We start from the raw sequence: 24,171 nt of genomic DNA on the forward strand, positions 1-24,171 counted from the left end.
CGGTGTCGTTCCTCCTGGAGTTCGTCCGCGACCCCCTGACGGTCGGCGCGATCGCACCGAGCGGCGCCGCGCTGGCCAGGGTGGCGACGGCTACGGTGCCCCGGACCGGTTCACCCGTCGTGGTGGAACTGGGTCCGGGCACCGGCGCCTTCACCGGCGCCATCCAGCGGCGTCTCGCCGGGCGTGGCCTGCACATCGCGGTGGAGGTCAACCCGAGATTCGCGCGGCACCTGGGCGCTGTGCATCCCGGGGTCGACGTGGTGACCGCGGACGCGACCGACCTCGCGGCGGTGCTGGCGCAGCGCGGGATCAGCCACGCCGACGTCGTGGTCAGCGGCCTGCCGTGGGCGGCGTTCGCCGAGCACCGTCAGCGCGACGTGCTGCGCGCGGTGGTCGCCGCCCTGCCGCCGCACGGCGCGTTCACCACTTTCGCCTACCTGCATTCGCGGTGGCTTCCACCCGCGCGGCGGCTGCTCATGTCCCTGCGGTCACGGTTCGACGAGGTCGTCGTCAGCCGCACCGAATGGGCCAACGTTCCGCCCGCCCTGGTGTACTACTGCCGCCGTCCGGTCACTGAAGCTCAGTGAGCAACAGTTCCGCGCGGCGGGCGAAGAGGTGCGTCGCCCGCCGCGCGGACCAGGCGCGGGCCTCCTCGGCGGCGGCCCGGACGACGTCGACGGGTGCCCCTTCGGCGTGCAGCACGCGCGCCCGCAGCAGCCGGATCAGGCCTTCGGCATAGCGCTGGCCGTGCGCTTCCAGGGCCCGGTCCGCCCGGTCGAGCGCCGTGCGGGCCGCGTCCGGGCGGCCGGCGGCCAGCCACATCTCGGCGATCAGCCCGTTGTGATACGCGATGCCCCACCGGGGCGGGTCGGTGAGTGTCGCGGCCAGGAGCTGCTCGGCCTCCGCCGTGGTCGCGGCCGGGTCGTCGCCGGTGAGGGCGCGGGCCCAGAACCAGTTCAGCCGCACGTAGATCTCCTGCTGGACGGCGGAGCGGCCGGTGCCCATGGCCATCCACCGCTCGATCGTGCGCATCACCCAGTCCGCGTCACCGGCCATGGAGGCGATGATGGTGATGTAGTACGCCCAGGTCGCCACCCCGTACGGGTCGGTGGGCCCGTTCCACTCGTCGATCATGGTGCCGGCCGTCTCGACGTCACCGTGCAGCGCCGTCACGACGGCCCGCCATCCGGGCCACTCCCCGGACACGTCGCTGCGGACCGAGGTCTCGCTGCGCGAGGAGACGTCACCGTGCAGCAGGGCGGGGTCGTTGTCGATGAAGTACCGGTACGCCTCGCCGATGTTGCCCGTATCCCACTGGTGCAGCCCCCACGCCTGCCGCCCGTACACGCGCAGGACCGGGTTGCCGGACGCCTCGCCCTGCTCATACAGGCGGCGGACCAGATGCGCGCGGTCCGGCTCCAGGAACGTGTAGGCCCCGAACAGGCGGGCGAAGAGCAGACCGGCGGCCTCGACGTCCCGGCCGAGCTGACGGGCCAGCAGCTCGGCCCGCTCGAGCAGGTCGAACGTGGTGCCGCCGAACCCGGCCTGCCGGCGCGGGGCGATGGCCAGCAGCGCGAGGGCGGACAGCTCCAGCTCGGGCAGCCCGGCCGTCCGTGCGATCTGGGCGGCCGTTTCCAGATGCCGGTCGGCGGCCGCGAACGCGAGTTTGCTCGTCGCGCGGCGGCCGGCGCGCTTGAGCGCCTCCACGGTGCGCACCGGGTCGGCGAGCGGGCCGGCGGCCCACAGGTGGTAGGCAAGGCGCTCGGGGACGGAGTCGTCGTCGGCCAGCTGTTCCTCGAGCGCGTCCGCGACGCGCAGGTGCAGCCGGATCACCCGCTGCGGCGCCGTGGTCTCGGTGATGGACTCGCGCACCAGGTCGTGCGCGAACCGCACCGAGAACGGGGCCTCGGGCCGCGTTTCGAGCAGGCCGAGCGCGTGCAGCGGCTCGAGCCGCTCCAGGCAGCCCGCGACGTCCGCCTCCGCGACACGGGCGAGCAGACCGAGGTCGACGTCGCGGCCGATGAGCGCGGCGATCTGCAGCAGGTCACGGGCGCTGTCGTCGAGGCCGGCCATCCGGCCACGCACGACGTCTCGCACCCCGGCCGGCACCCCCGCCTGCACTCCGGCCGCATCGTCGGCGAGTGCGCCCCGGTCGCTGAGGAACCGGGACAGCTCCCGGACGTAGAACGGGTTGCCGGCGGTGCGGTCGTAGATGGTGCGGGCGGTGCCGGCGCCGGGCTCGTGACCGGCGGCGCGGCGGATGAGTTCGGTGGCGTCGGCCAGCCCGAGCGGGCCGAGCCGGATCCGGCGGTGGATGGGCAGCCGGCTGGCGTCGGCGAGCGCCCGGGACAGGTCGGAGCCGGGCACGGGCGCGCGGTTGCGAAGGGCACCGATGACCGCGGTGCGCACGGGCAGCCGGCCCGCCAGATGGCCGAACAGCTGCAGCGAGGCGGCGTCGCCCCATTGCAGGTCGTCCAGGACGAGCAGCAACGGCTGCTCCGCCGCGGCCTGCCCGACGACGGCGACGACCAGCTCGAACAGCCGGAACTGGGCACGGCCGCCGGAAGCGACCGGCCTGCCGTCGTCGTGCCGCGATTCGACGAGACTCCCGAGGTCGCTTGCCAGCCACTTTTCGCGCGCCGACACCGGCAGGCCGTCGACGACGGCGGTGAGCGCCTGCTCCCACGCCCACATCGCGGGCGTGCCGTCGCCTTCCAGGCACGAAGCCCAGACGACCCGCGCCCCGCGCCGGCCCGCGTCGGCTGCGGCCTCCTGCACCAGGCGGGTCTTGCCCACGCCCGGCTCGCCCTCGACGAGGGCGAGCCCGGTGCCGCCGGTGAGCGCCGCCTCCACGGCCTGCCGCAGGACGGCGAGCTCCTCGGCCCGGCCGACCATGCTGCGCACGGGTGCGGTGCCGGCCCCGGGCGGTGCTGCCGGGGTCTGCGCCAGCACCCGCAGATACGCGGCCTGCAGCGCCGGGCCGGGGTCGATGCCGAGTTCGTCGGCCAGGCGGTCCCGGAACGCGCGGAACGCCGACAGCGCCTCGGCCTGGCGCCCGGCGGCGCCGAGCGTCGCGACGAAACCGGCCAGCACGGGTTCGTGGAACGGTGCCGTCTTCGTGGCGAGCTGCAACGCCGGCAGCACCCGCTCCGGCCGGCCCGCCGCCACGGCCAGGTCGGCCGCAGCCGTGCAGGCGGCCCGGAACTCGTCGTCGAGCGAGGCGAAGACCGCCATCGCGGCCGTCTCGTGGGTGAACCCGTCGGCCACCGGGCCCTGCCACAGGCCGAGCGCGTCGAGGTAGTGCTGGAGCGCCCGTTCGTGCTGGTCCTGCGCCAGCGCCGCCTCGGCGGCCGAGACGAGCTCCCGGAAGGCGAGCAGGTCCAGCGTGCCGGGGCCGCCGACGAACAGGTACGCGTTGCCGCGGCGGTGCAGGTACGAACCGGTTTCCCGAGCGGGGACCTCGGGTTCGAGCAGGCGCCGCAGCGCTCCGACGTACTTCTGGATCACGTTGAGCGCGCTCGTCGGGGCGTCGTCGCCCCAGATCAGCCCGATCAGCTCGCTGGTCGTGACCGGGTTGCCCACGCGGGCCAGCAGCAGCGCCAGGAGATACGCCTGTTGCCGCGGTCCGACGTCCAGCTCGACCCCGTCGCGCCACACCCGGAGCGGGCCGAGCACCTGTAGGCGCAGCCCACCGCCGTTCATCCTTGCTCGACCGGGGTCGCGTCACCCGCGGACCGCCGGACCCGGCCGCGGGTGAGCAGCACGCCGAACCCGGCCGCCGCGAACTGCATGACGACGCCGTAGACCACGCCCGGGACGGCCATCTCGGCGTTGTCCAGCAGCGCCGGGCTCAACGCGACCGTCACGGCGATCGTGGTGTTGTGGATGCCGATCTCGAACCCGGCGGCGATGGCCTCGCGGTGCTCGACGCCGGCGAGCCGCGGTGCGCCGTACCCGATCAGCAGGCTGACGAGGTTGAACGTCAGCGCGGCGAGCCCGACTGCGACGAAGTAGTCCGCGAGGTTGGCCCGCTCCGCGTACAGCACGAGGGAGATGACCGCGACCAGGACCACCACCGACAGCACCCGCACCGGGCGGTTGAGCCGCCGCGCGACCTCGGGCGCCCGCGCGCGCACGAGCATGCCGATCGCGACCGGCACGAGCACCATCAGGAACACCTGCAGCACCTTGCCGAACTGCAGCCCGAGCGCGGCCTCGTCGGGCAGGAAGTACGTGGTCGACAGGTTCACCACGATCGGCAGCGTGACGACGATCAGCGCCGTGTTGACCGCGGTGAGCGTGACGTTCAGTGCGACGTGCCCGCCGAACAGGTGGCTGTACAGGTTCGCGGTGGGACCACCCGGCGACGCCGCGACCAGCATCATCCCCACCGCCAGCGCCGCCGGCAGCTGGAACGCGAGCACCAGGCCGAAGCAGATGAGGGGGAGCAGCACGAGCTGGCACAGCAGCGCCACGACGACCGCCCGGGAGTGCCGTCCGACCCGCCGGAAGTCCTCGACGGTCAGGCTGAGACCCAGGCCGAGCATCACGACGAAAAGGGCAACGGGCAGACTGGCAGAGATCAACGCGGAGCCCACGGTGCATTGTCACCGGTGCGCCGCAGCCGGTCAATAGTTGATCTCCGTCAGCGGCTGTACGCCTCCAGCAGCCGCAACCACACCTCGCTGACCGTCGGGTACGCGGGAACGGCGTGCCACAGCCGATCCAACGGCACCTCGCCGACCACCGCGATCGTCGCGGCGTGCAGCAACTCCGCGACGTCCGGGCCGACGAGCGTGACACCGACGATCACCTGCCGGTCCTCGTCGACCACCATCCGGGCCTGCCCCTGATAGCCGTCGGCGTGCAGCGCGGATCCCGCCACGGCCCCCAGGTCGTAATCGACGACCCGGATCCGCAGCCCGGCGGCCTCCGCGGCGGCCGCGGTCAGGCCCACCGACGCGACCTCCGGGTCGGTGAAGACGACCTGCGGCACGGCCCGCTCGTCGGCGGTGGCGACGTGCCGGCCCCACCGCCCGTCGTCAACGGCTTCGCCCTTGGCGCGGGCCACGATGACGTCGCCGACCGCGCGGGCCTGGTACTTGCCCTGGTGGGTCAGCAGCACGCGCCGGTTGACGTCGCCGGCCGCGTACAGCCACCCATCGCTTTTGGCGACCCGCAGTGTGTCGTCAACCGTCAGCCAACCGCCCGCCTCCAGCCCGATCGTGTCGAGGCCGATGTCGTCCGTGTTCGGCCGGCGGCCGATCGCGACCAGGACCTCGTCGGCGTCGACCTGCCCGCCGTCGGTGAGCGTGACGCGCACCGTGCCGTCGCCGTCCCGGTGCACCGACGCGGCCTCGGCGCCCACGAGGACCGCCACGCCGGCGTCGCGCAGCGCCTGCGTGACGCGCTCGCCGGCGAACGGCTCCGCCTGTGGCAGCACACCGTCGCGGGCCAGCACCGTCACCATGGCGCCGAGCCCCGCATAGGCGGTCGCCATCTCCGCCGCGACCACGCCGCCGCCGATGACGGCGAGCCGGCCGGGAACCTTGCCGGCCGCGGCCGCCTCCCGGCTCGTCCAGGGCGCCGCCTCGCGCAGACCGGTGACGTCCGGCAGCAGGGCGCTGCTGCCGGTTGCGACGACGACCGCGTGGCGGGCGGTGAGCGTGACCGTGCTGCCGTCGGCGCCGGTCACCTCGACCACCCGGTCCGAGCTGATCCGTCCCTGGCCGCGAAACAGGGTGATCCCGGCCGAGTCGAGCCAGGCCACCTGCCCGTCGTCCGACCAGTTCGAGGCGAACGAGTCGCGGCGGCGCAGCACGGCCGCCGCGTCCAGGTCGCCGGTCACCGCCTCGCGGGCGCCGGGCAGCCGGCGGGCCGCCCGGAGCGCGGCCCCGCTGCGCAGCAACGCCTTGGTCGGCATGCACGCCCAGTAGGAGCACTCACCGCCGACCAGTTCCCGCTCGACGACGGCGGCGGTCAGCCCGCCCCGCACGACCCGGTCGGCGACGTTCTCCCCGACGGGTCCCGCGCCGATGACGATGACGTCGTATGTCGCGTGCTGCACGTCAGTTGCCTTTCGCTGCGCGGCCGAGGCGGATGGCCGAGATGAGGAAGAAGATGGCGCCGGGGATGGCGTAGCCGATCGCGTTGGTCAGCACCGGGTCGTCCGCGCCGGCGCCGGCGATGAACGTCGCACCGGCGACGACGGACAGGCCACCACTGATGATCATCGGCCATTGGCCGCCCAGCTGGCGGCGGGGGATCGCCACGATCAGCTGCACCAGGCCGGCGGCGATCGCCCAGGCGCCCCACACGCGCAGGACCGCCGGGATGCCGGACGCGTCGGCGAAGGCCAGGCCAACCGCGGCGAGCAGGCTGATCGCGACGTTCACGTACAGCAGGGTGGGCGTCGCGGTGGCGCGGGACGCGCGGGCGTCGACGAGCGCGGCGGCGACGTCGAACAGCGGGTAGAGCACGAGCAGCGTCATGGCGAGCGGGCCGAGGTGCTCCGCGGTCGTGAACATCACGAGGGCCCAGACGATGGCGAACGCGAAGCGGACGAAGTACAGCCGTCGCAGGGCGGACGCTGTGGTGGAGATGCCGGGGGCGGCAACGGTGGTCATGGCGATCCTCACGATGGGAGAACGAACGTTCTGTCTCGCCTAAGAGTGCCGACTCGCCCTCGGCTTGTCAAGACGGAACGTTCTGTCGCTACCATTGGGCCCATGGCACGCAGCGAAACCGAGACCAGGCCCTCCGAGGCGCGGGACCGGCTGCTCGCCACCGCCGCCGGGATCTTCTACACGCAGGGCATCCACTCCGTCGGCGTCGACCGGATCATCGCCGAGGCAAAAGTGACCCGGGCCACGTTCTACCGGCACTTCCCCGGCAAGGAGGACCTCGTCCTCGCCTACCTCCAGGCGGCCGACCAGGCCATCCGCGGGCAGGTCGACGCCGCCGTCGCCGCCGGCCTCCCGGCGCCCGACGCGCTGCGGGCCATTGCCGAGGCGATCGCCCAGGGCATCCGCTCCACCGGCTTCCGCGGCTGCGCGTTCCTCAACGCCGTCGCCGAGTACCCCGACCCCGGCCACCCCGTGCACCAGGCCGTCCTCGCGCACCGGCAGTGGTTCCTCGACACGATCACCACGCTGATGGCGGGCATCCAACCGACCGGCGCCGAACCCGCCGCCCAGCACTTCGTCATGCTCCGCGACGGCGCGATGGCGGCCGGCTGCCTGTTCGACCCCGGCCAGATCTGCGCGACCTTCCTCCGCGGCGTCGAGGACCTCATCCGCTGAGGTGCGCCGTGGACCGGTCGGTCCACGGCGCACCCACGGTCCGTGCGCCCCCGAGACGCTTCCGCACGGACCGGTTCGGGCCGGTGCGGGCCGCTCAGCGCGGAGTGGCCGCGTCCGGCCGGAACGGCGCACCATGACCGGGCACGATCACGTCGGCGACCGCGATGACCCGCTCCCGGCTGGCCCGCAGCCGGGCACGATCCGGCGCCACCGGATCGTCGGCCGGGCCGTCCGGCCGCCACCACAGGTCGCCGGCGAACGCGATCACGGCCTCCGGCGTGCCCACCAGCACCGTGACGTCCTCGGCGCTGTGGCCGGGCGTGCGGATGAGCTTCACCGACGGGGTGAGCTCGTAGCCTTCGGCGTCCCGGTCCTGCCACTGGTCACCGTGGTAGATCGCCTTGTGGTCGTGCACCCGGGCCCGGTCGAACAGGCCCGCGTTGAGGATGTTGTCGGGATGGTGATGGCTGAGCACCACGTCGGTGACCTCACCGGCGCTCACCCCCAGCGCCGACAGCGGATCGAGGATGACCGAACGGTGCGCGACCATGCCCGGATCCACCACGATGCGCCGGTCGTCGTCGGCGATGAACGACACGGTCGCCGCCACCCCGGGGCCGGTCGAGCTCGTGTAACCGGTCGCCAGGACATGGGTCGAGGCGGTGCGGGCGCGCGGAGCGTCAGGCATGGGAGTTCCTCACTGTGGTGTCGCGATCGTGGCGGGTTCAGCGTCGCCGCCCGGGGCGGGACTGACGAGTGGCACGATTGACACGGATCGCGGGTATCGTGCCAAGCTGATGCGCATGGCGTTCGTCTCGATTGCTGTCTACGCGCCGCCCGGGGTCGCCGCGTTCGGGCTCGGCCTGGTCGCCGAGGTGTTCGGCGACCGCCGACACCTCGGCCTGCCCGGCTTCGACGTCTCGGTGTGCGCGGACGCACCCGGACCCGTCCGGACCGACCTGGGCCTGCCGCTGCACGTCGAGTGGGGTCTGGACCGCCTGAGCGGCGCCGACCTGGTGTTCGCGCTGCCGGGCAACGACTTCCGCGACCCGCCGTCCGCCGCGAGCCTCGACGCGTTCCGCGCCGCGCACGCCCGCGGCGCCATCGTGGCCAGCCACTGCGTCGGCGCCTACCTGCTGGCCGCCGCCGGCCTGCTCGACGGCCGCCGGGCCACCACGCACTGGCGGTTCGCAGCCGGGCTCGCCGCCCGGTATCCATCGGTCACGGTCGACCCCGACGTGCTCTACGTCGACGAGGACCGGGTCGTCACCGGAGCGGGCGCCGCCGCCGGCGTCGACCTGTGCCTGCACCTGCTGCGCCGTGAACACGGCGCGGCGGTCGCCAACGCGGTGGCGCGCGACCTCGTGGTGCCGCCCCACCGCGACGGCGGGCAGGCACAGTACGTCGCCGCGCCCGTCGCGACCGGCACCGACGACGAACGCCTCGGCGCCGTGCTGGCCTGGGCCCGGGCCAACCTGCACCGCCGCACAACCATCGACGAACTCGCCGGCCGGGCACTGACGAGCCGCCGCACCTTCATCCGGCGGTTCCGGGACGTGACCGGCGCGACCCCGCACGCGTGGCTGCTCACCCAGCGGCTGAACCAGGTCGAGGAACTGCTGGAGGTCACCGACCTGAGCATCGAGGAGATCGCCCACCGGACCGGGTTCAGCAGCGCGGCCGTGCTGCGGGAGCAGTTCGTGCGCCGCCGCGGCGTCCCACCCCGCGACTACCGGCGCACGTTTGTCCGAGGTTGATTGTCCGAGCAGCGTGACGCTGCCGGACAACGCCGGAAACACGCATGGTCAGGAGGTGCGCGGCGGACGGCGCCGCGCGTCTCATGGAAGGGACCGTCCTTGAAGCGACTCTCCCGGGCGATCGCCGCGCTGCTCGTCACGTCGGGCCTGGCCGTCGGTGTCGCGTCACCGGCGCACGCGGTACCGCCGGACCTGCCCTACGACACCACGATCTGGCGGGTCGAAAACGGGCAGTGGTATGACAGCACCGGCGTCCGCGTGATGAAGAACGCCTCCGGCCAGCAGATCGGCTGGTACGAGCTGTGGGTGAACTACTACCACATCAACTACAACTCGGTGGAGGTCAGGATCTGCGTCTGGGACACGCTCGGCAACGGCCGGGGGGTCAAGGCGCGGGTCATGGGCAAGTACGGGGACAACAAGAGCGAAGACGTCAAGAAGGACATGTTCAAGGACGGCGGCTGCGAGACCGTCTACCACAACTTCGACAACCGGATCTGGGCCATCGACGTCGACCACGGCGAGACCTGGGCCGGCACGCCGTACCAGTACACCGGCTACTTCGACCGCTACGTGGTGTGGAACCCCACCAAGCCGAGCGTCCCCGGCTTCCGCTGACCTTCTTCCCCCTCCAGCGGTGGCCGGCTCCGCGGCCCGGCGGGGCCGGCCACCGCGCTACCCGCGCAGCGCGGTCACCAGCCAGGCCCGCGCGCCAAACCAGACACCCTGATCGCTTATCCGCGCGGCGAACGCGTCGCGGAGCCCCGTCACGGCAAGGCTCGCGACGGCCGGATCGGCGTTCTTCAACGCGGCGGCGGTACTGCTGAAGCCTCGGACCCACGCCAGCGCCGCAGCCTCGTCGGGGCCGTAGTAGACGGGTTCGTCGACGTCGGCGAACTGGACGTCGACGAACCCCGCCGCCCGTAGGATCCCGTCCCCAGTGGACGGGTCGGCGAGCGAGAACGCATCCGGCCCATCGTCGGCCGCAGGTCCGGTGACGGCCAGGGCCTGACGGATGGTGACCGCCCACTCGTTGCGGTCGCGGGCCTGCCAGACCAGCATGACCAGGCGCCCGCCCGGGCGCAGCGCGCGCCCGATGTTGGTGAACGCGGCGACCGGGTCGGCGAAGAACATCGTGCCGAACCGGCTGATCACCACGTCGAACGAGCCCGGCGCGAAGTCGTGCACCTGCGCGTCGGCACATTCGAACGTGACGTTGTCCAGGCCTTCGGCGCGGGTGCGGGCGCGTTCGACGGCTGCCGCGGACACGTCCACGCCGAGGACCCGGCCCGCCTGCGCCGCGCGGGCGGCCTCCCGCGTCGTCTGCCCGGCGCCGCAGCCGACGTCCAGGACCCGCTCCCCGGGCCGGATGTCCCAGGCGTCGCACAGGACCGCGCTCAGCCTGCTCAGCTCGGAGTCGAAGTCGACGGGGCGGGCGTTCGCGGGCTGATGCATCGGACCACAATAGGCACGTGGCACTCCGGTTCGAGACCCGCGCGTCCGACTCGCCCTGGGTCGACACCGTGTGGACCTGCACGAGTGCGCAGGTCGCGGAGATGACGTCGGTCGCCGGCGTGTGCTGGGGACTGGTGTTCTGGCAGCGCGACGGCATCGCGTACGCCAGCATCAGCGGACCGGAAACGAGGACCGGCACCGCGCCCGTGCCGGAGGGCGCGACCTTCGTCGGCATCGAGTTCGCCGTCGGCACGTCGCTGCGGACCGTGCCGACACCCGCCCTCGTCGACGGCGGCGTCGAACTTCCCGACGCGACCCGGCGCAGCTTCCGGCTGGACGGCGCCCGCTGGGAGACGCCGAGCGCCGATGACGCCGAGGCCCTCGTCAACCGGCTCGTCCGGGCCGGCGCCGTGATCCGCGACCCGCTCGTCACCGACGTCCGCCGGGGCCACGCACCGGCCGTGACCGCGCGCACCGTCGAACGCCGGTTCCGCGAGACGACCGGCCTCACCCAGGGCGCCGTCCGCCAGATCGAGCGCGCCCGCAACGCCTCGGCACTGCTCGCCGCCGGGGCCCCGGTCGCCGACGTCGTCACCGGCCTCGACTACTTCGACGAGCCGCACCTGGCCAGGGCATTGCGCCGGTACGTGGGACGCACCGCCCGGCAGCTGCGCGACGGGACCGGCGGGGCGATCGCCCTGAACCTGGACCGGCAGGACCTACACCCGCGCCGCGACCTGCGTCTCGTATGAGAAGCCGTGGGTGGACAGGAACCGCAGGAAGTCCGCGATGTCGAAGGCCTGGGCCGGGGACAGCACACCGGTCCGGTCGGCGCCGGCGACCAGGCGGCGGGCACCCTCGACCGCGATGACGGCAGTTGAGCCGTACACGTCGCGGCCGCGGATCACGGCCCGCCCGAGCCGGCCGTCGGCGCCGACCGCCTCGGCCAGGACCGTGAACGCCGCGGCCGGGCGCTCGTGCTCGGCCGGTCCCTCCGGCAGCGCGTCGATGACCCGCGCGGCCGCCTCCGGGGGCGCCTGCAACAGTTGCGCGAACTCCGGCGTCGCGGCGGCGGCGTTGATGACCACCTCGACGTTGCGGGTCCGGACGTGCCGCGGGACGGTGACGACCTCGCAGCCCGGCCAGGCCATCACCGGCGATTCGACGTCCCCGCCCGGGAACCGCATCGCCGCGCGGCGGGGCGGGCGGGGTGTGCGGTTCCAGCCGCCGTCGGCGTAGCCGAGCTGGGTGCCGTGCAGCATGTCGTAGGCGGAGCGCAGGGTGCCCCGGGTCATCCCGAAGTTGTTCAGGTCGTAGGCCACGACGAGTTCCTCGACCGGCTCGACCGCGGCACCGGCGAGGTGGGCGGCGAAGTCGCCGGGCAGGATGTCGTAGCCGGTGGCCGGGACGACCGCGACGCCGGCCTGCTGGGCCTTGTCGGCGAACCGCTCGAAGACGTCGGCGAGGAACTCCTGCTCGGCGCTGGTGTCGACGTAGTGGCAGCCGGCCGCGACGGCGGCGCCGACGACGCCCAGGCCGAGGGTGGTGAACGGGCCGGCGCAGTTGATGACGGCGTCGCAGTCCCTGAAGGCGGCGGCGAGGGCCGCGGGATCGTCGGCTCCCGCCGGGCGGACCTCGGCGCCGCCGACCCCGTCCGCCGTTTCCCTCAGGCGCCCGGCGTCGCGGCCGGACAGCACGACCTCGATGCCCCGGCGGCGCAGTTCGGCGGCGACGAGCCGCCCGGTGTACCCACTGGCTCCGTATACGGCGATCCTCACGATGGTTTCCCTTCCCGTTCCTCGACTGACGCACCTACCGTGCCGGTGGCGTCGTGCCGGGTCCATCCCGCAGGTGAGGGGGTGGCCGGGGCCGCTGCGAGCGGGCTACGGTCGGGCGATGCGCAGAACGACGCTCGGCTCCGGCGCTGCCACCACGCGGGCCGCCATCGAGGCGCTGTGCGCGCAGCCACTGGAGCCCGACGTGATCGTCCAGGAGGTCGCCGAACGGATCGGCCGGGTCGTGCCGCACGACACCGCCGCCTGGATGCGCACCGACCCGGAGACGCTGCTGCCGACCCACGCCCTGACGCTCGGCCTGCCCGACCCGGACGGTGTGGCGGCGGCGAAGGCACGCGGCGAGTTCGTCGACCGCGATTTCAACCGCTTCGTCGACCTGGACCGCTCGGGGCGCACCGTCGCCACCCTGACCGCGGCCACCGGCGGTGACCTGGCCCGCAGCGACCGGCACCGGGCCGTCTACGTCCCGCTCGGCCTGCACGACGAGCTGCGGCTGCTGGCCCGCTCGGCGACCTCGACGTGGGCCCTGGCCTGCCTGGTCCGCGCGGCCGACGCGCCGCCGTTCAGCGCGGACGAGGCGCGTTTCCTCGCCGGCGTCGCCCGCCACGTCGGCGCCGCCCTGCGCGCGGCCCTGATCCGCACGGCCCGCCCGGCTCGCGCCGACGGGCCTGATGGCGGGCGCGGCATGCTACTGCTTGACGAGCTGGGCCGGGTCGCGGCAGCCACGCCCGAGGCCACCCGATGGCTGGACCAGCTCCCCAGGTCCGGCCCGGGAGAGACCCCGCTGCCGGTGGCGATGGTGGCGCTGCAGGCCCAGGCTGCGGACACCGACCGGCCGGCCCGGGTTCGGGTGCGGCTGACCGGCGGCGGCTGGCTGCTGATCCACGCCGACATCCTCGTCACCGACACCGCGGGCCCGTCCCAGGTCGCCGTGATGCTGGAGTCGGCCGGCCCGGCGGAGCTGCTGCCGGTGCTCTTCGCCCTGCACGGCCTCACCGGACGGGAGCGGCAGGTGACCGGGCTGCTGCTGGCCGGCTACGGCACCGACGACGTCGCGCGGCGGCTGCACGTGAGCCGGCACACCGTCCGCGACCACGTCAAAGCGACGTTCGGCAAGGTGGGCGTGACCTCACGGGCCGGGCTGACCGCGGCGTTCAGCGGCGCCTGAGCCTGCTCAGCCGGTCACGTCGTAGATCACCTTCAGCACGCCGTTCGGGTACGCCTCGGACTCCCGCAGCCGCAGCATCTGCTTGGCCTTGTCCGCCGGGCTGAACAGCCGCTTGCCCGCGCCGAGCAGGACCGGGAAAACCAGCAGGTGGTACCGGTCGATGAGCTCCGCGTCGGACAGGCGCCGGGCGAGCTCCGCGCTGCCGTGCACGAAGATGGCGCCGCCGTCGCCCTGCTTCAGCGCGGCCACGTCCTCGGTCGAGCGCAGGATCGTCGCGGGACCCCAGCCGTCGACGAGCGCGTCGTCGGGCAGCGTCGCCGAAACCACGTACTTCGGCAGGTCCTTGTAGGCGGCGTGGTCCTCCGAGGTGCGCCACAACGGCGCGAACGCCTCGTAACTGCGCCGGCCGAACATCAGCGCCGTCGTCTCCTCGAGCTCGTCGCCCTTGAGCGAGAACGCCTCGGGCAGGAACTCGACGTCCTTGACCACCCAGCCGCCGCTGCGGTGCTCCTCGCCGGGGCCGCCGCCGGGGGAGTCGACGACACCGTCGAGCGAGACGAACCCGGTGTAGACCAGTTCACGCATGTGCGGTTTCTCCTCTGCTGTTCGCTTCAGAACGAATGCTAGGAGTGGCCGCGGTGGCCGTCTTGTACGGAAACGACGCTTGTGGAGTTCAGACGCAGACCGCCGCCCCGCACAGCCGCCACACCGACACCCGCTCGCGGTGGCAGGCCAGCAGCGTGGCGGTGACGAGGCACTTCGGTGGGGCGGGCCAGTGCTCCGTGCGGCCCAGCACCGTCACCGCGCCCGTGTCGAGGTCGAGGCGGCCGACCAGGGAGCCGCCGGGGTTGCGGCCGGTCACCAGGGCGGCGTGACCCGGCAACGCCGCGACCACGTCCCACGGGCCGAACCGGCGCACGACCCGGCCCGTGGCGGCGTCCAGCACGACGGCGCCGAGGGCCGGGTCGGCGGTGTTCGGGGTGGGCATCGTCGCCCACATGAGGCCGGCGTCGAACGGGCCGAGGTCCGTCCAGCCCGTGATGCTCCAGCGCTGGTCGCCGGTGTCGGGATCCACGACCGTGGTCCGCCCGACACCGCCGCCGCACAGCACGGTGCCGCACCACCACAGGCCACCGGCCGCCGCCATGTCGGTGCGCTGCCACAGCCGGCGGCCCGTCGCCAGGTCGAACACGGAACTGACCAGCAGCGTGGTCCGCTCGAAGTGGTAGACGAGCAACCGGTCGCCGGCGATGTCGAAGCCGTCGACCGGGTCGAGCCCCGGCAGCGCGACCGTCCGCACCACCGCGGCCGATCCGGCGTCGCGGACGAGCAGCGGCCCGCCGGGGTCGAGGTCGACGATCTCCGGCCGCCCGTCACCGGCCAGCAGCACCCGCCGGACCGCGGGCGTGCCGAGCTCCCAGCGCACCGCCCCGGTGCCGATGTCCAGGCCGAGCAGGCGCCCGTCGATCACCCCGTCCGCGCGGGCCAGCAGCAACCCCGGCGGGCCCTCACCGGACGGCAGCGCCGGCACGGCGCCCTCACGCCGCCAGACCTGGACGCCCGTGGCGGCGTCGAGACCCACGATCCCGGCCGTCTCCGCCTCTTCCATGAACAGCACCACCCGGCCCTGTGATGCGGCCAGCAGCTTGGCGCCGGGCTCCACCGGGACGCTCCAGCGGCGGGCACCGTCCGGCATCCGGTACGCCGCCATGACGGTGCGCCCCAGCAGGTACAGCGTGTCGCCGTCGGCGCGCAGTTCGCCGATCCCGTCGCCGTCCAGCACCACCGACGGACCCGGCGGCTGCCCCGAACCGCCGCCACCGGGCAGCAGCAGGAGCAGCACGGCGACCAGCCCCAGCGGCAACCAGCGGCGGCGTGACGGCGGCACCGCCAACGTCCGCGCCGGACCGGGAGCGTCGAGGTCAATCACCGCCTCAGTCTCGCCGAAACGGTTCGACACTTCGAGTGCCCGCCTGCCACGATCGGCGCATGACCGCCAACGTTGACGCCGCGACCCGCTCGTTGCACGGAACGGCGCTCGGCGACGCGTTCGGCGAGACGTGGTTCTTCCGGCCCGCCGACCAGATGCAGTGGCTGGTCGAAGAACGGCTGGTGCCGCAGGGACCGTGGCCGTGGACCGACGACACCGCGATGGCCGTGTCGCTGCACCGGATGCTCCGCGAGCACGGGCAGGTGGTGCAGGACGACCTGGCCGCCCTGGACGGGGTCCCCGCCGAGTGGCTCGACGCCCGCGAACCATTCCCGCGGCAGTAAGTGCCGGCGTCCCGCATACTCGTGACCGTGAGTTGGCCCGAGGACTGGCGGGCGCGAGTGGCCGGAACGGCGTGCACGTTCTGCGCCGAGGGACGTCCGCAGGAGTCAGCGGTGGGGTTACGCATCTACGCGGGCGACGTCAGCGATGCGTATCTGTCCCGCCGGGCGATGGTGCGGGGATACGCGGTGGTCATCTGGCGCGGCCGTCACGTGATCGATCCGCACCACCTGTCCGCGCAGGAGGCCGCAAGCTTTCATCTGGAGGCGTTGCGGGTGGGCGCGGCGCTTGAGCAGCACTTCGAACCGCTCAAGATCAACTACATGACGTTGGGCAACCGGGTGCCGCATCTGCATACGCACGTGACCGCTCGTTACTGGGACGATCCGGCACCGGGCGGACCGCTGCCCGACGGGCCGAACTATGACGTGCCACCGGACCAGCTTGCCTCCGACGCTGCCGCCCTTCGCCTGCTCCTTCGCACTCCTGAGAGGTAGTGCCGCACGACTGCGGCGCCTATGGCCCCAGCAGGTGGGTCCTCTCCCGCAGTGCGGCTTCCAGCCGGTCGCGGGCTTCGGTCTGGGCGGCGATGCGCTCGTTGAGGACCGCCAACCGGTCCAGCGCGACCCGCAGGCCCGCGTCCGAGGGCGGCACGGCAGCGACATCGCCGTCCAGGCACGGCAGGAACACGCGCACGTCGTCCAGGGTGAGCCCGGCGGCCAGCAGATGACGGATGTTGCGGACCCGCACCGCGGCCAGTTCGTCGTAGACACGGTAGCCGTTGGCGGTCCGTTCGGAGGAGATCAGCCCGGCCTGCTCGTAGTGCCGCAGCGCGCGAGCGGTTGTTCCCGTCGCTTCGGCCAGCTCGCCGATCCGCACCCGCTCCACCTCCCGTGCCGGTCGCATCAGGCTACGACTGCCCCACCGTCGACCGGGAGCACCACCCCGGTGACGAACGACGCACCCGGCGCGGCAAGCTGGACGATCGCCCAGGCCACCTCCTCGGGACGGCCGATGCGGGCCAGCGGGGTGTGCGCCAGCTGCCACTTCCGTACTGCCGCCGACTGCTGCGGGGTCAGGCCCTGATGCTCGCTGATGGGGGTGTCGATCGCGCCGGGGGCGACCGCCACGACTCGGACCCCGCGGGGCGCCAGCTCGACCGCCCAACTGCGGGTCAGCAGGTCCAGGGCGGCCTTGGTCGCGGCGTAGACCGAGTTGCCGGGCCAGGCCCGCTGTCCGATTGCGGTGCTGACGTTGACGATCACCCCGCCGGAGCGCTCCAGGAGCGGCAGCGCGGCCTGAGCCAGCAGGATCGGCGCGACGAGGTTGGTGGCGACCTGCGGGGCGATCAGCTGCTGGGTCAACGCACCGAGGGCGCCGCCACGCACGACGCCGGCGTTGTTGACCAGCACGTCCAACCGGCCGAAGGTCTCCGACACCGATCGGACGATCTGCTCGGGCCCGCGCTCGGCGGTGATGTCGACGGACAGTGGCGTGATCCGGTCATGCCCGGCGGCGGTCTCCACGAGTGGTTCGCTGCGCCGTCCGATGGCGACCACGTGGGCGCCCTCGGCGGCGAAGGCGTGGGCGGTGGCCCGGCCGATGCCGGTGCCGGCCCCGGTGACGGCGACGATCCTGACGCTCTGCGGTGCGGTGCTGTCCATGCCGGCGATCATGCAACCCTGCCGCCTACGGCAAGGTCAACCAGCGACGGCGGGACGGCGTTCCTCCGTAGGGTGCCCCTGTGACCGTCGAGGTGCCGTTTCAGCCCCTTCCCGTCGATCAGGACGTTCGGTACGCCCATGGCCCCGACTCGGCACGGCAGCCGGGAGTGCCCGCCGGCCGGACCGTCGAGTTCGACTGGAACGACAGCGTCGTCTATCCGGGCACGTCGCGGAGGTTCTGGGTGCACCTGCCGGCGCAGTACGACCCGTCGCAGCCTGCGGCGCTGATGGTGTTCCAGGATGGCCGGCTGTACCTGGATCCGGACGGTGAGGTCCGTGGCGCGATCGTCCTGGACAACCTCATCAGCCGCGGCGACATCCCGGTCACCGTCGGCGTGTTCGTCGATCCTGGCGTCCGGGACGATGCCGTGGGGCCGAAGCATCGCAACGTCGAGTACGACGCATTCGACGACCGCTACGCCACCTTCCTGCTGACCGAAATCATCCCGCAGGTCGCGGAACGCTATTCCATCACCACGGATCCGGGCGGGTGGGGCATCTGTGGCGGCAGCAGCGGCGGCAACTGCGCCTTCACCGTGGCGTGGCTGCGCCCGGACGCGTTCCGCCGAGCGATCTGCTGCCTGTCCAGCTTCGTGCAGATGCCGGACGGAAACCCGTACCCCGAGCTCATCCGCAGCGTCCCCCGCAAGCCGCTGCGCATCTTCCTGCAGGCCGGACACCGGGACCTGCGCTGGAACGAGCCAGAACGGAACTGGCTCGCCAGCAACCTGCACGTCGCCGCCGCCCTGGCGGAGACGGGCTACGACTTCCGGCTCGTGCTCGGCGACGGCGGCCACAGCCCCAACCACGGCGGTGTCCTGCTGCCGGACGCGCTGCGCTGGCTGTGGCGGCCGCTGGACTCCTGACAAGCCAGCGTTAGCTGGCAGTCCGGGCAGCTGGATCTGCCGCGCACTAGCCCAAGGACGAGCGCAGGACTGTGGCGACCGCGCGAGCCGTGCGGGCGCCCTCGCAGTCCTCGTCGCCGTCGATCCAGGTGTCGTACCAGTCGTTGCCGGGTTGCAGCATCAGCTCCAGCCCGGCGAGCGCCTGCGTCCGCAACTCGATGTCGACACCACCGGTCACGACCGCAGCCCCGGCACCGTGCCCGACGTCGGCCAGCAGCTCCCGACCGCCTGGCACGCTCAGCGCCACAAGCGCCGCCGCATCCACGACGTCCTGCTCGAACCAGTCAAAGCTGCGGTCCCCGATCCGGTTCACGCCGCCGAGGATCTCGCGCAGCACCCTCCGCCGCTCGTCCTCGGTGCTCCCGGCCAGCCGGCCGAGCAGGTCCTGGCCGGCATCACTCGCGAACGGTTCCGGTCCCATGTCGCCATGCGTCGCAGTACAGCACGGCGGGATCGCGCGATGCGATCGCGGTGACGGCCCCGGCGCCGGAGATCGGCCGCCGACCAGGGAACCCTCGCGGCGGTGCAGGGCAGCAAGCAAACTCCGCACCCACGCCGCGCCGGAACCCGACGTTTCGAACAAACCAGGTCGTTGAGGATTGCCGGTTCGGAGCGCTGGTACCGACCAGTCCAGCTGAACAGACCACCACCCGCGAACCACGACGAGGCCAACGACAGCGCCGCGGCCGCCGGCCGAGGGTCCCAAAAAGTGAACGGCGGAGTCCGGCGCTGCGTAGGTACTGTCGTCGGACAACTTCAGGTGCGCCGGTAACGGCTCGTTCTTCCGGCAGGCGCGCCGTCACTACTCAGGACTTCGGGAGCTGCGGTGCTGGACGACCTCGAAGGCTTCTCCGGGGCCGTCCGTGTCGACCGTGGCGGCGTGACGCTGTTCGCCACCGCGCGCGGGCTCGCCGACCGTGCGGCCGGCGTGGCCAACACGCTCGGCACCAGGTTCGGGATCGCGTCGGCGACCAAGGGGTTCACCGCGCTCGTCGTCATGAGCCTCGTCGAGGACGGGACGTTGTCGCTGGACACGTCCGCGCGGAAGGTGCTCGGCGACGACCTGCCGCTCATCGGCCCGGACGTCACCGTCGAGCACCTGCTGGCGCACCGGTCCGGGATCGGCGACTACTTCGACGAGGACCTCGACGGCGACATCACCGACTTCGTGCTGACCGCGCCGGTCCACGAGTTGGGCGAGACCGAGGACTATCTGAAGGTCCTCGGCGGGTTCCCGGCGAAGTTCGCACCCGGCGAGCGGTTTTCGTACTGCAACAGCGGCTACGTCGTCCTCGCGCTGATCGCCGAGCGTGTCGCCGGGGTGCCGTTCCGCGACCTCGTCGCGCGGCGAGTGACGGGGCCGGCGGGCATGACGGCGACCGGCTTCCCGCGCTCGGACGAACTGCCCGCCGGTGCCGCCCGCGGCTACCTGCACGGGGCCGGCTCCGACCGGACCAACGTGTTCCACCTGCCGGTCCGCGGCAGCGGCGACGGCGGCGCGTACTCGACGGTCGCGGACCTCAGCGCGCTCTGGACGGCGCTGTTCGCCGGGCGGATCGTGCCGACCGCGCGCGTGGCGGAGATGATCCGGCCGCGCAGCGTCGCCACGGAGGGGGACCGGCGCTACGGGCTCGGCTTCTGGCTGGCCGGATCCGGCCCGGCGGTCAGCCTGGAGGGCTACGACGCGGGCGTGTCGTTCCGCAGCGTCCACGACCCGTCGGCGGCGCTGACGTGGACCGTTGTGTCCAACTCGTCCGACGGCGCGTGGCCCGTCGCGCGGCGCCTGGCGCAGCGGCTGGCCGAGAGTTAGGCCGTGCGTCGACGTCGGGCGTGGATCTGAACACCCATGTGGCCTCCCGGCCTGTCCTCACACTCCGCCGAGCGCGCGAGACTTGGCCGACGGTGGCCGGCGTCGTGGCACGATCGAGATGTGACGGATCCAGGTCGCGAACTTGGTGATCTGCGCGCCTGGCTCGCGGTGACACTTCGCCTGATGGAGCGTTCTCCCGGGCCCGCCGGCCTCACCGTGGTCAGTGTGCCGTCCGACCGCGAGCTGGTCGAGGAGGTCCGGCGGCTTCGACGCCTGGCCGACTCGTTCGGTGACACCCAGCCGCATCAGGAATGACGTCCGCTCATGCTTGATCGGGCAGTCGAGCCGCCCGGCGATCGTGAGCTTCAGGGCAGGCGCTGAAACCAGTCGCCGGTGGTCGTCAGGATCAGGACGTGGTCGGGGGCGTCGGTCGGCGTCGAGGCATTGAGCTGGACGTCGCCGTGCTGCTCGACCGGTGCGTTGTCGGCGTCGAGCAGTTCGTCGAAGTCGAGCACGGCCTCCCGTGCGGTCTGCGGCGAGGAGTGCGACCTGGTGCCGAGCGTCCAGTGGCCGTGGCCGTGGAACGGTCCCACCCGGCCGGTGCGCTCGTAGATGGTGCCCAGCTGGCCGGCCGGTACGCCGGTCGCGGCGAACGTGCCGTCGGCGCGCAGGTCGTACCGCGCCGAGCTCTGGTAGCCGGCCCACACGCCCACCAGGTCGGCGGTGCCCACCTCGACCGGCTCCGTCGGGTAGTCGGCCAGGGCGTCGCCGAGCCCGCAGGCCGCGGCCAGCAGCAGTGCCGGCACGGCCAACACGAAGCGCCGCTTCACTGCTCGGTCATCCAGTCCGCGCCGAGCCCCAGCGTGAGCGGCTTCACCGGATCGTCCGGCGGGTCGCTGACCCACTGCGTCGCGCTGAACGTGATGCCGCGCGGCTGTGCGTACGGCTGCGCGTCGCGTTCGTCGCGGATCGAGATCACGTCGAGCACGAGCAGATGGCGGTCCGTTGCGATGTGCCAGGAGCCCCGGCAACGGTACGGCCCGATCGGACCACCGATGCGAAACGGCGCGTCGTCGTCGAAGGTCGCGGTCGGTACGCCGGCAGCCTCGAACGTGCCGTCTCCGGCGAACGTGTACGTGGCGCCGCTGACGTGGCCGACCCAGACACCGACGACGTCATCGTCGGTGAGGTCGACGTATTGCTGCTCCGAGTAGCGCGAGCCCGGCGAGGGATCCCAGAAGCATGCGGCACCGAGCACCACCACCGTGACCCACGCCGCCGTCCGCAATCCCCGTTGCACGCGGTCAACGTAGACGCCCGTCGTTGTGCGCTGCTACACCCGCTACAGAATCTTCACAGGCGCTCCACGCATGATCCGGGCCGGGCGCGGACGATCAGGTGATGTCCTCCGCCATTGCGAGCAGTTCCGGCGCGAGCTTCGTGCTCGCCGCCAGCACCTCGATGCCGGCGAGGCGGCCGAGCTCGTCGAAGTCCAGATTGATCATTCCGTCGACCTCGATCGGGTTGCACGGGTACATGCGGGCCACTCTGGCGCCCTCGGCGCCCGGCTTGAGGTAGATGTAGGCGGCATTCACGGACCTGTCGTACGTGACCTTCAACTGAGCCATGGCACAGGCTCCCATACCCGTTGATCCAACTCGCAGCGCGATCGCCCGCTGCTTCGTCATGCGGCGGAGGCAGCCGTCCCTGGCCCGGCGTTCCAGGCTCGGGACAGCAGGGCGGCCAGATCGACCGCTTCACCCGCGTCAACGGTCAGCAACTGGATCACCGAGCGGTGCCCGGGCCCGGGTTGGAACGGATGATCCCACCAGACGACGTACTCGTCGGGGTCCATGGCGATGCCGATGCCGACCGGCAGGATGTCCTCAGCGGCACCGGGCAACGGTGTCGCGCAGAACCACAGACCGCTCATGCTCGTGAACGGATGGAACGCGCCGAGCGTGCTGTCGCGGGCGGCCAGCACGAGTGCGGTCCGTAGCGGTGGCGGCCACGTTCCCGGCACGGACCTCGCGTCGTCGAGCCGTGCGCCCGCCAGCAGGTCGTCCCACTCCCGGTGCAGATCGCGGTCACGCCCACGCATGACTCCATCATGCCCTCAGTGGGGCATCACTCGGGCACGCCGTACGGGCTGAGCACCCACCACAGGCGGTCGGCACCCAGGCCGCACGAGGTCTGGATCGCGGGCGCCAGCGGGTACGGTCGGCGTCCTGCAGGCAGGTAAACGGCCGCTACCCGAGGTTTAACGGAGCACAATGCGCGCATAGGATCGACAGCTACCGTGGAAGGCTGGTGCAGCGTGATCGCACGGACTTGGCGAGGCTGGGCTTCGGCTTCCTCCGCCGATGAGTACCAGCAGCATTACGAAACCGAGGTCGTCGAGCACCTGCAGCAGGTGCCGGGATTCCGCGGTGCGCGGCTGCTGCGGCGCCATGACGGTGACGAGGTGCTGTTCACCTCCATCACGTTCTTCGCGAGCATGGATGACGTGCGCGCGTTCGCGGGCGAGAAGCCCGAGCAGGCCGTGGTGGCGCAGGCCGCCCGTCGCGCGTTGACCCGCTGGGACGAGCACGTGACGCATGACGAAGTCGCCGTCACCGGGCCGGCGATCCAGCAGGAGTGATTGCGGCGCCGAAACCTGCGAAGAGCAGCTGACGTCGTCAGCCGTTGCCCAGGATTGCATGGAAGGCGCTGGTCAGAAGAAGACCGTCCGGATGACGTAGACGGCCAGGACGACCGTGGCCGCCACTGCGGAGACAGCGACCAGGCCGTAGATGATCGCCACCGAAATGATGGCGGTGTTCATCCGCCGCTCGCCGAGCCGTCGCAGTTGCTCAGCCGTGCGGTCCCGCGCCATGCGGTGGAGCCTACGCTGGGGTGATGGCAACCCTGTTCACGTGTCCAAGCCGGGTTCTGGTGGCGTTGCTGGTCGCCGGCGCGGTCGCCGGTTGTGACAACGACAGCCGCTCCGCCGCGGAGTCCGGCATCGCCTCCGGGCAGGTCGCCGGCAGCGTCCCGTCCGGCCGTCCCGACCTCGCCGCCCCGCAGGAGGTGGCGCGGGGCATCGACGTGCCGTGGGGCCTGGCGTTCCTGCCCGACGGCGACGCGCTCGTCGCCGAGCGCGACACCGGCCGGATCCTGCGGCTGCGCCCCGGTTCCACGCCGCAGGAGGTGTACCGGGTGCCGGGTGTCGACGCGGGCGGTGAGGGTGGGCTGCTCGGCCTGGCCGTGTCGCCGCAGTACGCCGGCGACGGGCTTGTGTACGCCTACTTCACCGCCGAGCAGGACAACCGCGTGGTGCGTTTCCGGCTCGACGGCCGTCCGGAGGTGATCGTCGACGGCATCGCGAAGGCCGGTAACCACAACGGCGGCCGGATCGCCTTCGGACCCGACGGTCTGCTGTACATCGGCACCGGCGACGCCGGCGTCACCTCCCGTTCGCAGGACCCGGCCAGCCGCAACGGCAAGATCCTGCGGGTGGCGCCGAACGGCACAGTCACCGTGCACAGCCTCGGCCACCGCAACGTCCAGGGCCTCGCCTGGGACACCGAGGGCCGGCTGTTCGCCACCGAGTTCGGCCAGAACGACGTCGACGAGATCAACCTGATCGAGGCCGGCCGCAACTACGGCTGGCCCGAGGTCGAAGGCGTCGGTGACACCGCCGGCGGCCGGTACACCAACCCGCTGCTGACCTGGCCGACCAGCGAAGCGTCCCCGTCCGGCATCGCGATCAGCGGCACCACCGCGTACGTGGCCGCGCTGCGCGGCGAACGCCTGTGGACGGTGCCGCTGGTCGGCGCCACGACCGGGCCGCCGTCGGCCGTGCTGCAGGGCCGCTACGGCCGGCTGCGCACCGTGCAGGTCGCCCCGGACGGCGCCCTGTGGGTCACCACCTCCAACACCGACGGCCGTGGCGACGTCCACGACGGCGACGACCGCATCCTGCGCTTCCCGGCCCGCTGAAC

At 72.6% G+C, this 24,171-nt stretch carries 30 protein-coding genes; 13 read left to right on the plus strand and 17 right to left on the minus strand.

Annotated features, from left to right (window positions below; translation table 11 throughout):
- The first annotated feature begins 2 nt into the window (after nt 1–2).
- Complete coding sequence (locus ACFPIJ_RS42985) at nt 3–587, plus strand: class I SAM-dependent methyltransferase (protein WP_380124603.1); 585 nt, start codon at nt 3–5, stop codon at nt 585–587.
- Here ACFPIJ_RS42985 and ACFPIJ_RS42990 read toward each other — a convergent pair.
- Genes ACFPIJ_RS42990 through ACFPIJ_RS43005 form a run of 4 tightly spaced genes read right to left on the minus strand, consistent with a single transcriptional unit; the run spans nt 571 to nt 6,626 of the window.
- Nucleotides 571–3,702: an ATP-binding protein gene (locus ACFPIJ_RS42990; RefSeq protein WP_380124605.1), complete on the minus strand. Its 3,132-nt coding sequence runs from the start codon at nt 3,700–3,702 to the stop codon at nt 571–573. The genes ACFPIJ_RS42985 and ACFPIJ_RS42990 overlap by 17 nt on opposite strands.
- Nucleotides 3,699–4,598, minus strand: coding sequence for a bile acid:sodium symporter family protein (locus ACFPIJ_RS42995; RefSeq protein WP_380124607.1), 900 nt, complete (start codon nt 4,596–4,598; stop codon nt 3,699–3,701). The genes ACFPIJ_RS42990 and ACFPIJ_RS42995 overlap by 4 nt, the downstream gene beginning before the upstream one ends.
- A gap of 47 nt (nt 4,599–4,645) precedes the next feature.
- On the minus strand, nt 4,646–6,067 hold the full coding sequence (locus tag ACFPIJ_RS43000; protein WP_380124609.1) for a dihydrolipoyl dehydrogenase family protein: 1,422 nt from the start codon (nt 6,065–6,067) through the stop codon (nt 4,646–4,648).
- A 1-nt stretch (nt 6,068) separates the two neighbouring features.
- Complete coding sequence (locus tag ACFPIJ_RS43005) at nt 6,069–6,626, minus strand: hypothetical protein (protein ID WP_380124611.1); 558 nt, start codon at nt 6,624–6,626, stop codon at nt 6,069–6,071.
- A gap of 102 nt (nt 6,627–6,728) precedes the next feature.
- Between ACFPIJ_RS43005 and ACFPIJ_RS43010 the strand changes: the two genes are divergently transcribed.
- Nucleotides 6,729–7,301, plus strand: a complete 573-nt coding sequence (locus tag ACFPIJ_RS43010; RefSeq protein WP_380124613.1) for a TetR/AcrR family transcriptional regulator — start codon at nt 6,729–6,731, stop codon at nt 7,299–7,301.
- A 94-nt stretch (nt 7,302–7,395) separates the two neighbouring features.
- Here the strand turns inward: ACFPIJ_RS43010 and ACFPIJ_RS43015 are convergent, their stop codons facing one another.
- The gene (locus tag ACFPIJ_RS43015; protein WP_380124615.1) at nt 7,396–7,989 is read right to left on the minus strand and encodes an MBL fold metallo-hydrolase; all 594 of its coding nucleotides are present in this window, start codon (nt 7,987–7,989) and stop codon (nt 7,396–7,398) included.
- A 115-nt stretch (nt 7,990–8,104) separates the two neighbouring features.
- Between ACFPIJ_RS43015 and ACFPIJ_RS43020 the strand changes: the two genes are divergently transcribed.
- Nucleotides 8,105–9,058, plus strand: a complete 954-nt coding sequence (locus ACFPIJ_RS43020; protein ID WP_380124617.1) for a GlxA family transcriptional regulator — start codon at nt 8,105–8,107, stop codon at nt 9,056–9,058.
- 99 nt (nt 9,059–9,157) lie between these two features.
- The gene (locus ACFPIJ_RS43025; protein ID WP_380124619.1) at nt 9,158–9,676 is read left to right on the plus strand and encodes a hypothetical protein; all 519 of its coding nucleotides are present in this window, start codon (nt 9,158–9,160) and stop codon (nt 9,674–9,676) included.
- 57 nt (nt 9,677–9,733) lie between these two features.
- On the opposite strand, the gene ACFPIJ_RS43030 is transcribed toward ACFPIJ_RS43025, so the two are convergent.
- On the minus strand, nt 9,734–10,513 hold the full coding sequence (locus ACFPIJ_RS43030; protein WP_380124621.1) for a class I SAM-dependent methyltransferase: 780 nt from the start codon (nt 10,511–10,513) through the stop codon (nt 9,734–9,736).
- A 17-nt stretch (nt 10,514–10,530) separates the two neighbouring features.
- On the opposite strand from ACFPIJ_RS43030, the gene ACFPIJ_RS43035 reads away from it, so the two are divergent.
- Entirely contained in the window at nt 10,531–11,265 is a 735-nt protein-coding gene (locus ACFPIJ_RS43035) for a helix-turn-helix domain-containing protein (RefSeq protein ID WP_380124622.1), read from the plus strand.
- Here the strand turns inward: ACFPIJ_RS43035 and ACFPIJ_RS43040 are convergent.
- The gene (locus ACFPIJ_RS43040; protein ID WP_380124624.1) at nt 11,233–12,291 is read right to left on the minus strand and encodes a saccharopine dehydrogenase family protein; all 1,059 of its coding nucleotides are present in this window, start codon (nt 12,289–12,291) and stop codon (nt 11,233–11,235) included. The two genes, ACFPIJ_RS43035 and ACFPIJ_RS43040, sit on opposite strands and share 33 nt — an antisense overlap.
- A 118-nt stretch (nt 12,292–12,409) precedes the next feature.
- Between ACFPIJ_RS43040 and ACFPIJ_RS43045 the strand changes: the two genes are divergently transcribed.
- Entirely contained in the window at nt 12,410–13,477 is a 1,068-nt protein-coding gene (locus ACFPIJ_RS43045) for a helix-turn-helix transcriptional regulator (protein WP_380124626.1), read from the plus strand.
- 6 nt (nt 13,478–13,483) lie between these two features.
- Here ACFPIJ_RS43045 and ACFPIJ_RS43050 read toward each other — a convergent pair whose 3' ends face one another.
- A complete protein-coding gene (locus ACFPIJ_RS43050) occupies nt 13,484–14,062 on the minus strand; it encodes a dihydrofolate reductase family protein (protein ID WP_380124628.1) in 579 nt (192 codons plus the stop codon).
- An 88-nt stretch (nt 14,063–14,150) separates the two neighbouring features.
- A complete protein-coding gene (locus ACFPIJ_RS43055; RefSeq protein ID WP_380124630.1) occupies nt 14,151–15,407 on the minus strand; it encodes an outer membrane protein assembly factor BamB family protein in 1,257 nt (418 codons plus the stop codon).
- 59 nt (nt 15,408–15,466) lie between these two features.
- Between ACFPIJ_RS43055 and ACFPIJ_RS43060 the strand changes: the two genes are divergently transcribed.
- Entirely contained in the window at nt 15,467–15,751 is a 285-nt protein-coding gene (locus tag ACFPIJ_RS43060) for an ADP-ribosylglycohydrolase family protein (RefSeq protein ID WP_380124635.1), read from the plus strand.
- A gap of 27 nt (nt 15,752–15,778) precedes the next feature.
- Nucleotides 15,779–16,246 (plus strand): HIT family protein, encoded by a 468-nt coding sequence (locus tag ACFPIJ_RS43065; RefSeq protein ID WP_380124637.1) that lies wholly within the window; start codon nt 15,779–15,781, stop codon nt 16,244–16,246.
- Between the two features lie 19 nt (nt 16,247–16,265).
- On the opposite strand, the gene ACFPIJ_RS43070 is transcribed toward ACFPIJ_RS43065, so the two are convergent.
- Nucleotides 16,266–16,655: a MerR family transcriptional regulator gene (locus ACFPIJ_RS43070; protein WP_380124639.1), complete on the minus strand. Its 390-nt coding sequence runs from the start codon at nt 16,653–16,655 to the stop codon at nt 16,266–16,268.
- Entirely contained in the window at nt 16,655–17,413 is a 759-nt protein-coding gene (locus ACFPIJ_RS43075) for an SDR family NAD(P)-dependent oxidoreductase (protein ID WP_380124641.1), read from the minus strand. The genes ACFPIJ_RS43070 and ACFPIJ_RS43075 overlap by 1 nt, the downstream gene beginning before the upstream one ends.
- 80 nt (nt 17,414–17,493) lie before the next feature.
- On the opposite strand from ACFPIJ_RS43075, the gene ACFPIJ_RS43080 reads away from it, so the two are divergent.
- Nucleotides 17,494–18,339, plus strand: a complete 846-nt coding sequence (locus tag ACFPIJ_RS43080) for an alpha/beta hydrolase (protein ID WP_380124643.1) — start codon at nt 17,494–17,496, stop codon at nt 18,337–18,339.
- Nucleotides 18,340–18,385: 46 nt separating this feature from the next.
- Here ACFPIJ_RS43080 and ACFPIJ_RS43085 read toward each other — a convergent pair whose 3' ends face one another.
- Nucleotides 18,386–18,799 carry a DUF4259 domain-containing protein gene (locus ACFPIJ_RS43085; RefSeq protein ID WP_380124645.1) on the minus strand — a complete coding sequence of 138 codons (414 nt, stop codon included), beginning with the start codon at nt 18,797–18,799 and terminating at the stop codon, nt 18,386–18,388.
- A 405-nt stretch (nt 18,800–19,204) separates the two neighbouring features.
- On the opposite strand from ACFPIJ_RS43085, the gene ACFPIJ_RS43090 reads away from it, so the two are divergent.
- Together ACFPIJ_RS43090 and ACFPIJ_RS43095 are read left to right on the plus strand one after the other, a co-directional pair.
- On the plus strand, nt 19,205–20,188 hold the full coding sequence (locus ACFPIJ_RS43090) for a serine hydrolase domain-containing protein (protein ID WP_380124647.1): 984 nt from the start codon (nt 19,205–19,207) through the stop codon (nt 20,186–20,188).
- Between the two features lie 183 nt (nt 20,189–20,371).
- Entirely contained in the window at nt 20,372–20,503 is a 132-nt protein-coding gene (locus tag ACFPIJ_RS43095; protein ID WP_380124649.1) for a hypothetical protein, read from the plus strand.
- A 50-nt stretch (nt 20,504–20,553) separates the two neighbouring features.
- Here the strand turns inward: ACFPIJ_RS43095 and ACFPIJ_RS43100 are convergent, their stop codons facing one another.
- From ACFPIJ_RS43100 to ACFPIJ_RS43115, 4 genes are all read right to left on the minus strand, one after another.
- A complete protein-coding gene (locus ACFPIJ_RS43100) occupies nt 20,554–21,018 on the minus strand; it encodes a hypothetical protein (protein ID WP_380124651.1) in 465 nt (154 codons plus the stop codon).
- Nucleotides 21,015–21,488, minus strand: a complete 474-nt coding sequence (locus tag ACFPIJ_RS43105) for a hypothetical protein (protein ID WP_380124653.1) — start codon at nt 21,486–21,488, stop codon at nt 21,015–21,017. The genes ACFPIJ_RS43100 and ACFPIJ_RS43105 overlap by 4 nt, the downstream gene beginning before the upstream one ends.
- 94 nt (nt 21,489–21,582) lie before the next feature.
- Nucleotides 21,583–21,816 carry a DUF2283 domain-containing protein gene (locus ACFPIJ_RS43110; RefSeq protein WP_380124655.1) on the minus strand — a complete coding sequence of 78 codons (234 nt, stop codon included), beginning with the start codon at nt 21,814–21,816 and terminating at the stop codon, nt 21,583–21,585.
- Nucleotides 21,817–21,872: 56 nt separating this feature from the next.
- Nucleotides 21,873–22,289: a hypothetical protein gene (locus ACFPIJ_RS43115; RefSeq protein ID WP_380124657.1), complete on the minus strand. Its 417-nt coding sequence runs from the start codon at nt 22,287–22,289 to the stop codon at nt 21,873–21,875.
- 216 nt (nt 22,290–22,505) lie between these two features.
- Between ACFPIJ_RS43115 and ACFPIJ_RS43120 the strand changes: the two genes are divergently transcribed.
- A complete protein-coding gene (locus ACFPIJ_RS43120) occupies nt 22,506–22,829 on the plus strand; it encodes an antibiotic biosynthesis monooxygenase family protein (protein WP_380124659.1) in 324 nt (107 codons plus the stop codon).
- A 72-nt stretch (nt 22,830–22,901) separates the two neighbouring features.
- On the opposite strand, the gene ACFPIJ_RS43125 is transcribed toward ACFPIJ_RS43120, so the two are convergent.
- A complete protein-coding gene (locus ACFPIJ_RS43125; protein WP_380124661.1) occupies nt 22,902–23,063 on the minus strand; it encodes a hypothetical protein in 162 nt (53 codons plus the stop codon).
- Nucleotides 23,064–23,086: 23 nt separating this feature from the next.
- Here ACFPIJ_RS43125 and ACFPIJ_RS43130 point away from each other — a divergent pair, with 23 nt between their 5' ends.
- Nucleotides 23,087–24,169, plus strand: a complete 1,083-nt coding sequence (locus ACFPIJ_RS43130; protein WP_380124662.1) for a PQQ-dependent sugar dehydrogenase — start codon at nt 23,087–23,089, stop codon at nt 24,167–24,169.
- The last annotated feature ends 2 nt before the right edge of the window (nt 24,170–24,171 follow it).

Source organism: Dactylosporangium cerinum, from assembly GCF_042653625.1.
Classification (GTDB): Bacteria; Actinomycetota; Actinomycetes; order Mycobacteriales; family Micromonosporaceae; genus Dactylosporangium; species Dactylosporangium cerinum.